Origin of the sequence: Solimicrobium silvestre (assembly GCF_002976435.1) — a bacterium.
In the GTDB taxonomy this organism is placed as follows: domain Bacteria; phylum Pseudomonadota; class Gammaproteobacteria; order Burkholderiales; family Burkholderiaceae_D; genus Solimicrobium; species Solimicrobium silvestre.
Genome location: NZ_PUGF01000059.1, coordinates 1 through 1,435, shown reverse-complemented (window position 1 = coordinate 1,435; position 1,435 = coordinate 1). Strand labels below are relative to the sequence as shown.

1 protein-coding gene is annotated in these 1,435 nt (G+C 49.3%); it reads right to left on the bottom strand.

The features are described 5' to 3' along the window. Positions 1-293: 293 nt before the first annotated feature. Positions 294-1,340, bottom strand: coding sequence for an IS110 family RNA-guided transposase (locus tag S2091_RS23705; RefSeq protein ID WP_105534443.1), 1,047 nt, complete (start codon positions 1,338-1,340; stop codon positions 294-296). Between the last annotated feature and the right edge of the window lie 95 nt (positions 1,341-1,435).

Here is a 1,435-nt window from a genome sequence, read left to right as displayed (position 1 = left end):
GTATCTATGGACTCCACCCGTTTTGCAAGAAGAATTTGATTTCAACCAGTAGGTAAGCTTGCGTGTATCTATACGGCCTGATAGATGAGCGGTTTTTTGCTCTGGCCCTGATGTAATACGCGCGTCAGAATCCTGATAAGGTGACGGCCTCGAAGGGCCATACCGCGTTACGGATTCATCTGACGCCGGTCCGACCTGTTGGCATCAATCTTTCTTCAACCTCGCAAACTTGGTGTAGTTCTTACTGCAAATAGCACTCTAATTTATAAAAGAGAGGGGGCATTAATTCCTCATTAAGCCGGTCTGATCATGCTTTTTGACCAGACCGGAACATACTCACGATCATAAGCCAGTAAAGCCCATATTATTCGTGCCATTTTATTGGCCAGTGCTGTTACTGCAACGTTGTGGCCGCGACGCTCTTTCAACTTTGTCGCCCAACGCAACATCTTATCGGGCTTTTCGCCCGCCCAACGTAATGCGCTACGAGCGCCGTGAATCAACAGTGCGCGTAAATAGGCGTCGCCGCGTTTGGTGATACCGTATAAACGCTGCTTACCGCCGCTACTATGTTCACGCGGCACCAGGCCCAGATTGGCGGAGAAATCGCGCCCATTTCCAAAGTGGTGCGCATCGGCTACTGCCGCTAGTACCGCCGTGGCGACAACCTTTCCTACGCCAGGTATTTCCATTATCTTTGCAGCACGCGCATCTTCTTTAGCTGCCTGGTTCAATCGCGCGTCATAGACTTCTATGCGTGTATCTTTATCGTCAAGTTGTGTTTTGAGTTCTCTAAACGTGCTCATCGCTGAACCGGATAAGCCATTCTTGTCGTCGTTTAGCCATTTAGTGAAACCACTTAAAAACTTGGCTACACCCAATGGAAACACTTGGCCATATTCGTTGGCGAAGGCGCGCATGCGGCATATCGTTGCAGTACGTTCTTGCATCAATGCCTGTCTTGTCCGATGCAGCATTTGCAAATCTTGCTGTGCTTCTGTGTTGATCGGCACGGTCTTTGTCGCTGCCCGTGAACAGGCTTCAGCAATCGCTGCAGCATCATTGGTGTCATTTTTATTACCTGTCACGTAAGCACGAGTATGCTGTGCCGCGATTAGTTTTACTTTATGCCCCAGGCTGATCAATTTGCGAGCCCAATAATGCGACCCCGCACACGCTTCAATCCCGATGGTCGTCGCTGGAATATTAGCGAAGGTCGGCAACACCGCTTCACGCGCCAGCTTGTACTTCATCACTACTTTGCCATGGTCATTTTGGCCAACGGCTACGAACACATTTTTGGCAATATCCAAACCAATCATTTTTACGGTAGTATCCATTTCGGACTCCTTCTCTTGATTGTCGCTTGCCAGCCCACCTGGCTCGCTAGGCACATTATGATGCCGTTTTCAGGAGGGTGGAGTCCATTTCATTA